The sequence below is a fragment of the Streptomyces sp. NPDC050263 genome (genome assembly GCF_040655955.1).
Classification (GTDB): Bacteria; Actinomycetota; Actinomycetes; order Streptomycetales; family Streptomycetaceae; genus Streptomyces.
In genome coordinates this window covers 133,080-139,708 of record NZ_JBFAKW010000010.1, presented here as the reverse complement: position 1 = coordinate 139,708, position 6,629 = coordinate 133,080, and the positions used below count along the sequence as shown (strand labels likewise).

Below are 6,629 nucleotides of genomic sequence, written 5' to 3'. Positions count from 1 at the left end.
CGTGGCGTTCAACTCCACCTCCTCGATCTCCTCGACACCGACATCGGACAGACCCGCTGGCCACAGACCTGAAACGGTGACCCGCGAAGTCCGGGTCTAGGCCGTGTCCGGCCCGGCCCCGCAGCCCCGCAGCACATCCGAGGAGTGACCGTCTTGTCCCACGCCCTGGCGACCGACATCCGCCGCACGAGCACCGGGCGCACGCCCCATGACCTGCCGGAGAGCCGACCGCACCTCTATCTGCGCCAGGTACGCATGAGCGACCTGGACGCCATGAACCATGTGAACAACGTCCGGCTGCTGGAGATGATCCAGGACGCCCACTTCGACATGTTCTATCTGCGCCCGGGCCTCCCCGGGCAGCAGATCCGCCCCCGGTTCGTCTACGCCCGCCACGAGCTCGACTACACACAGCCGCTCGCCGTGCAGCCCGAGCCCGTCACCATCACGACCACGATCGGCGACGTGCGCCGCTCGTCCTTCCGGGTCACCAGCCGGGTCACGTTCGACTCCCAGGTGTTCTGCACCTGCGTGAGCACGGCCGTGGCCTACGACCCGGACGCCCGGTGCTCACGCCGGCTGGAGGAGGCGGAGCGCGCGCTGGCGGCGCGCCACGCCGCTCCCGACCCGGCGGGACGCTGAGGCGACGTCAGCGCACGATCCGCACCGGCTTCTCCACGCTCACCTGGTCGATGTCCGACACCCGCACGGTCACCTTCATCTCCCACTCGCCGGGCATGGGCAGGTTGACCGCGTCGGCGGCGAAGTAGCCGCCCCGGTTGGTGACCTTGGCGTCGAGGGGACCGACGTCCTGGGCGGGAAGGCTGAAGGAGACGCGCAGTTCGGGGATGCTGACGAAGCCGCCGTCGGGGCCGTAGACCACGGCCTGGAGGTTGTTGTCGCCGACCCGGCCCGGGTCGAGGGTCACCTGCACCTTGCCGCTGAAGCTGCCGGCCCTGCCGCCGGGGGCGGTGATGGTGAAGGGGACGTCGGTCACGGAGGCCACGGGCAGCCCGGCGGACTGCTCCGCCGTCGCCGCCTCGGCCGCCGCCCGGCCGGGCAGGGTGCCCGTCAGCACGGTCGTGAGCACGAGCACGACGACCGAGACGACGACCTCGACCAGCACGGACCTGCGCAGCGCCCGGCGCCGGGCGTCCTCGGCGGGGGTGAGGGCGGGCGAGGCCGGAGCCTTGCCGGCCGACGGCTGCTCGGCGACGGACGTGCTCACCGAGGCGCTTGCCGAACCGCCCGCCGAGCCGCTCGCCAAGGCGCTCACCGGCTCCGGGACCCGCGCATCCTGCTCCGCCGCCTTCTCGGTCGTCCCGGTCGTCCCGGTCGTCTCGACCGTCTCAGCCGTCACGTTCCTCGCCGTCCTTTCGGTTGTCACCGTCCGCCGCGACCACGCGCCCGCGACCAGCAGCAGCGTCACCGCGGCCAGCTTGGCGAGCAGGACCCGGCCGTACGTGGTGTCCGTCAGCGCGGACACGGAGCCGAGGCCGCGCCAGGACTGGTAGACGCCGGTCACCACCAGGACGGTCACCGACCAGCCCGCCAGTCGGGAGAAGCGGCCGACCACGCGGGACGGGAGGGACGCCCGGAACATCAGGGTGAGCAGGGCCGTCAGGCCGCCCAGCCAGGCCGCCATCGCGAGCAGATGCAGCACCGACGACGTCATCGCCGCCGGGACCTGGATGCCGGCCGACGCGTGTTCGGCGGCCGCCCAGGTCAGGGTCAGGCCCACCGCCAGCGCGGCGCCGGTCAGGAAGGTCGCGCGGGACGGCCGCTCCCGCCGCTCGATCAGCCCCCGCTGCCGCAGCAGGAGGACCGCGACCGCCGCCAGCAGCGCGAGGCGCGCGAGCAGGGCGAGGCCCGGGCGGGTGCCCAGGGTGCGGGTCAGACCCGAGGGGTCGAGGGCCTCGGCCGGGCCGGTGCCGGTCTCGTAGGGGGCGCGGAGCAGCAGCAGGAACACCGTCGATCCGGCGAGCGCCCACCAGCCGGCCTTCAGCAGCCTGCGCAGCGGCCGGACGTCCGGCGGTCCGCAGACGGCGATGAAGCAGGCCGTGCCGATGAGCAGGGCCGCCGCGAGGTACGCGACATAGCGGCCGATGTTGAACAGGCCGCTGGTGGCCGGGTTCTCCACGGAGGTGCTGGGCAGGGCCGGCGGGATCGCGGACGGTTCGCCCACGGAGAAGGTGAAGGCGCCGGCGATCGGGTGGCTGTCCGCCGACACGACCCGCCAGGCGACCGTGAAGGTGCCGGTGGCGAGCTTGCCGGGGAGGGTGACGCGCGCGGTGTCGGCGCGGCCGTCCGCGTGCCCGGCCTTGCCCGTCTTGACCCGCTGGTTGTCGGGGTCGAAGACGCGGAAGGAGTCGTCGAGCAGGCCTACCGACTCGGTGAAGGTGAGGGTGATGGAGTCGGGTGCAGTCTTGACGACGCTTCCGTCGGCGGGGTCGGCGCTGCGGAGAGCCGCGTGCGCCGAGGCCGGTCCGCCGCCGAGGAGGAGCAGGACCAGCACGGTGCCCAGCAGCACCAGCCCTTGAAGTCGCCGGCGCCGACCGCCGGGTCGACCTGGTCCCCGACCGCCGTGGCGCTCGCCGCCGGTTGCCCCGCCGCCGTGCCGCTGACTGCCGTGTCGTCCGTCATCGCGCCCTTCGCCCACGTCACCGCTCCGCCTTGCCTGAGACTTGAGACTCGCGTGCTCGCAGATACGTACGCATGCACCGGGCATCCGGTTCACCAGGTCGGCCGGGCCGACACCCCGCCGTCCACCACCAGGTCGTGCCCGGTGATCCAGGACGCGAGCGGCGAGGCCAGGAACACGCAGGCGTCGCCGACGTCCTCCGGGCGGCCCAGTCGGTCCACCGCGACCGCCGCCCGCCAGCGCCGTACGCCCTCGGGCCAGGCCTCGGCCAGGCCCGCCCGGTCGATGAGACCGGGCGAGACCGTGTTCACACGGATGCCGAACGGCCCGTACTCCTGCGCCGCCGCCCGCGCGTGCATCACGACGGCCGCCTTGGCGGCGCAGTAGTGGGCGTGGCCCGGAGTCGGGCTGCCCGCCTCCACGGAGGCGATGTGGGTGATGGTCCCGCCGTGCTCGCGCATCGCCTCCGCCGCCGCCTGTGTGCAAGCGAACACGCTGGTCAGGTTGGTGTCCACGACCGCCCGCCAGTCCGCCGCGGTCATCTGGGGCAGCGGCTGGACCGGCTGGACGCCCGCGTTGTTGACCAGGGCGTCGAGCCGTCCGCCGCCCCACTGGGCGGCCTGTGCCACCAGGCTCCGGCAGTCGTCCTCGACGGTGAGGTCGGCGCCCGGGAGGACGACGGCCCGCTCGCCGATCTCCCGCGCGAGCGCCCCCGCGGCGTCCGCACCCGTGCGGCAGTGCAGCGCCACCGCCGCGCCCTCCTGGGCGAACCGCAGCGCGATGCCGCGGCCGATGCCGCCGCTCGCCCCCGTGATCAGGGCCACCCGGCCCGCCAGCAACGTCATGGACGGCACAGTTCCCTGATCAGGTGCGCCCGGTCCGGATAACGCGCCGTGAGACGGTCCGCGTCCCCGTGTTCGTAGTCCGCGTAGGTGAAGCCGGGGGCCATCGTGCAGCCGAGGAAGCTCCAGGCGGCCCCGGCGGCCACCCGGGCGCCCATCCAGGTGCGGGCGGGCACGGTGAGCTGCGGCTGGTGTCCGCCGAGGACGTCCGGGCCGAGCACGGCCGTGCGGGAGGTGCCGTCGGGGGCGAGGAGCAGCAGCTCCAGCGGGTCGCCGAGGTAGAAGTGCCAGACCTCGTCGGTGGGCAGCCGGTGCAGGGCCGAGTGGTCGCCGGCGGTGAGCAGCGCGACGATCGCGGAGCCGGCGGGGCGGCCGTCCGGCCCTTCGGGACCCGCCCAGGTGCGGCGGAACAGGCCGCCCTCGCGGGGTATCGGCTCCAGGTCGTAGTGGGCGACGAGGTCTTCGGGGGTGAGCGGTGAGGTCACCCGGGGAACGCTACCTCCCGGCGCAGGAAGGCCAGTTGCGCCTTCTTCTCCGGGAGGTGGACGTCCGGCAGGACGATCTCCGGCAGGTTGACGACCGGCCCCTCCTCGAAGCCCTGCCGCAGGAAGCGGGCGACCGCCTTCTCGTTGCCACGTCGGGGTCCACCACGACCCGGCGCCGGTCCAGGCCGACCAGCACGTACGCGGCGAGCACGCCCATCAGGGCCGCCGACCAGCCCGACCGCGCGCCCTGTTCGCCGGCGGGCGCGACGAGCAGGTGGATGCCGATGTCTCCGGGCTCGACCCGGTAGACCTCGCTGACCCGGTCCTCGGCCGGCTCGTAGGTCTGGAGCAGGGCGACCGGGACGCCGTCCAGCTCGGCCAGGAAGGCGTGATGGGTGTCGAGGCCGGCCAGGTGGGCGTAGACCTCCGCGACCTGGTCCCGCGTCAGACCGTTCATGCCCGAGAACACGGCCCGCTTCTCGCTCACCCAGGAGTGGACGACGTCCGCGTCGCCCTCGGCGTCGAGGGCTCTCAGGCGGACGGTGCCGAACCCGTCGACGCGCCCTTCATGGACATACCGGTCAGACATCGCTCTCCTTCGTCAGCTGCGCCCAGTCGGTGACGACCGGGGCCAGCTCGCCCTTGAGCCACAGGGGCAGCTGGTCGTGGTGGTGCGGGTGATCCGGGACGCCCGACGCGCCGTGGGGGACGACCCACAGGCTGTCCTCGCGGCGGGCCAGGGCCCATACGTAACGGGCGGCCGGGCCGCGGGCGGCGAGGTCGGTCCAGCCGGGAACGGCCGAGGTGCACAGCACACAGTCGTGGTCGCCGGTGAGGGCCGGGGGTTCGTCCGACGGGTCGGGCAGCGCCCGCCAGGGGGCGAGGCGGTGGGTGTCGCCCCAGCGCCCGGCCGGTTGCCCGGCGACTTCTTCGAGGACCTCCCGGACGAGTTCCGGCCGGTCGATCCCGTACAGCTCCTCGGCGCGCAGGAGGTGCTGGAGGGCGAAGCCGATCCGCGGGACGAGGGCGAGCCAGGGGAGGAAGACCTCCGGGTAGGCGGGCGGGCCGGTCAGGGCCGCGAAGGCCGGGTGCGCGGCAAGGCGGCGGACCAGCGCGCCGCGCAGAGCCGCGAACCGGGCCGCCGCCTCGCTGTCGGCGTCCATCCGGCGGTTCCAGCGCAGCAGGCCGTCGCGGAGTTCGGCGGCCGGGCCGGTCAGGCCGTCCAGGGCTGCGACGTGCTCCAACAGGGGTGCCGCGGACGCCAGATGGGTGTCCGTGTGAATCGCCGGCATGTCGGCGGCGGACCACTGCCGGCGTTCCGCCAGCAGCGCGCGGATCCGGTCGGCGCGGTGCGGCGCGGCCCGGCGACACGATCGGCGCGACCGTCCAGGGCACCGGCTTCGAACCGCCCGCCCCGGCCCCCTCCCACCTCCTCGTGATCGGCGACCCGGCCTCCCTGCCCGCCATCAACTCCCTGCTCGACACGGGCGCGCTCGGCGGCGCACCGGCGACCGTCTGGTTCGAGGGCGCCCCGGAGCACACCGAGGACCTTCCCGTCCGCACCCACCCGGACCGCCACGAGATACGGCACGTGCCCCGGCAGGACTCGGGCGCGCACCTCGTCGAACGGGTGAAGGCCGAGCTGCCCGAACTGCTCCGGGCGACCCCCGACCCCTACGTCTGGATCGCCTGCGACACCCGCACCACCAGGACGCTGTCGGCGTACCTCCGCAAGGAACTGAGCGTCCCGAAGGAACGGCTGCACGCGCTGGGCTACTGGCGCGCGAGCCAGGGCAGGCCCCCAGGGTCATCGGCGCACGAGCCGGCACCGTCGTAGCGGGCATCGGCGCGCGAGCCGGCACCGTCGTAGCGGGCATCGGCGCGCGAGCCGGGGGCGCAGGCGGGATCATCTACGCATGGACGTCACCCTTCACCTCTCCCAGGACCCCGAGGCCGACGAGCTCCTCGGGCGGTCCCCGCTCGCCGCGCTGGTCGGGATGCTGCTGGACCAGCAGGTTCCGATGGAGTGGGCGTTCAAGGGCCCCCGGACCATCGCCGACCGGCTCGGCGCCGACGACCTGGACGCGCACGACATCGCCGCCCAGGACCCGGATGCGTTCGTCGCACTGCTCTCCGAGAAGCCGGCCGTGCACCGCTACCCCGGCTCCATGGCCAAGCGCGTCCAACAGCTCTGCCAGTACCTCGTCGAGCACTACGACGGCGATGCCGGGGCCGTCTGGAAGGACGTCGGCAGCGGCAGGGACCTGCTGAAGCGGCTCGAGGAACTGCCCGGCTTCGGCAAGCAGAAGGCGCAGATCTTCCTCGCCCTGCTGGGCAAGCAGCTCGGCGTCCGGCCCACGGGCTGGCGGGAGGCGGCCGGCCCGTACGGCGGGGCGAAGTCCTTCCGTTCCGTCGCCGACATCACCGGCCCGGAGTCGCTGGCGAAGGTGCGGGCGCACAAGCAGGAGATGAAGGCGGCGGCGAAGGCCGCGAAGGCGGCAGCGAAGTAAGCGGGGGAGGTGCGGGAGGCAAGCGGGGGAGGTGCGGGAGGCAAGCAAGGGAGGCGGCGAAGCAAGCAAGGGAGGTGCGGGAGGCAAGCAATGCAGGTGCGGGAGGCGGGGGAAATACCCCTGACCGCCGTACGCCCCTCCCCCGAACAGG

At 73.8% G+C, this 6,629-nt stretch carries 5 protein-coding genes and 3 pseudogenes; 3 read left to right on the top strand and 5 right to left on the bottom strand.

Translation table 11 applies throughout. From position 1 onward, the window contains the following. Positions 1-153: 153 nt before the first annotated feature. Positions 154-642: a thioesterase family protein gene (locus AB0J04_RS07315; RefSeq protein ID WP_363167372.1), complete on the top strand. Its 489-nt coding sequence runs from the start codon at positions 154-156 to the stop codon at positions 640-642. A 7-nt stretch (positions 643-649) separates the two neighbouring features. Here AB0J04_RS07315 and AB0J04_RS07310 read toward each other — a convergent pair whose 3' ends face one another. From AB0J04_RS07310 to AB0J04_RS07290, 5 genes and pseudogenes are all read right to left on the bottom strand, one after another. Further along, on the bottom strand, positions 650-2,530 hold the full coding sequence (locus AB0J04_RS07310; RefSeq protein WP_363167371.1) for a copper resistance protein CopC: 1,881 nt from the start codon (positions 2,528-2,530) through the stop codon (positions 650-652). Between the two features lie 203 nt (positions 2,531-2,733). Further along, positions 2,734-3,486, bottom strand: a complete 753-nt coding sequence (locus AB0J04_RS07305) for an SDR family oxidoreductase (RefSeq protein WP_363167370.1) — start codon at positions 3,484-3,486, stop codon at positions 2,734-2,736. Beyond that, positions 3,483-3,968 carry a cupin domain-containing protein gene (locus AB0J04_RS07300; RefSeq protein ID WP_363167369.1) on the bottom strand — a complete coding sequence of 162 codons (486 nt, stop codon included), beginning with the start codon at positions 3,966-3,968 and terminating at the stop codon, positions 3,483-3,485. The genes AB0J04_RS07305 and AB0J04_RS07300 overlap by 4 nt, the downstream gene beginning before the upstream one ends. Beyond that, positions 3,965-4,557, bottom strand: a pseudogene (locus AB0J04_RS07295) (GNAT family N-acetyltransferase). Before AB0J04_RS07295 ends, AB0J04_RS07300 begins: the two are co-directional and overlap by 4 nt. Continuing rightward, positions 4,550-5,329, bottom strand: a pseudogene (locus AB0J04_RS07290) (penicillin acylase family protein); the annotation flags it as partial. The pseudogenes AB0J04_RS07295 and AB0J04_RS07290, both read right to left, overlap by 8 nt. Here AB0J04_RS07290 and AB0J04_RS07285 point away from each other — a divergent pair. Both AB0J04_RS07285 and AB0J04_RS07280 read left to right on the top strand, forming a co-directional pair. Continuing rightward, a pseudogene (locus AB0J04_RS07285) lies at positions 5,320-5,805 on the top strand (siderophore-interacting protein); the annotation flags it as partial. The pseudogenes AB0J04_RS07290 and AB0J04_RS07285 overlap by 10 nt on opposite strands. Positions 5,806-5,884: 79 nt before the next feature. Then, positions 5,885-6,478: an HhH-GPD-type base excision DNA repair protein gene (locus tag AB0J04_RS07280; RefSeq protein WP_363167368.1), complete on the top strand. Its 594-nt coding sequence runs from the start codon at positions 5,885-5,887 to the stop codon at positions 6,476-6,478. Positions 6,479-6,629 lie beyond the last annotated feature (151 nt).

Bases quoted from the DNA above. Each gene is read 5' to 3' on its own strand.
- AB0J04_RS07305 (WP_363167370.1), bottom strand. From the start codon at position 3,486: ATGACGTTGCTGGCGGGCCGGGTGGCCCTGATCACGGGGGCGAGCGGC.
- AB0J04_RS07280 (WP_363167368.1), top strand. From the start codon at position 5,885: ATGGACGTCACCCTTCACCTCTCCCAGGACCCCGAGGCCGACGAGCTC.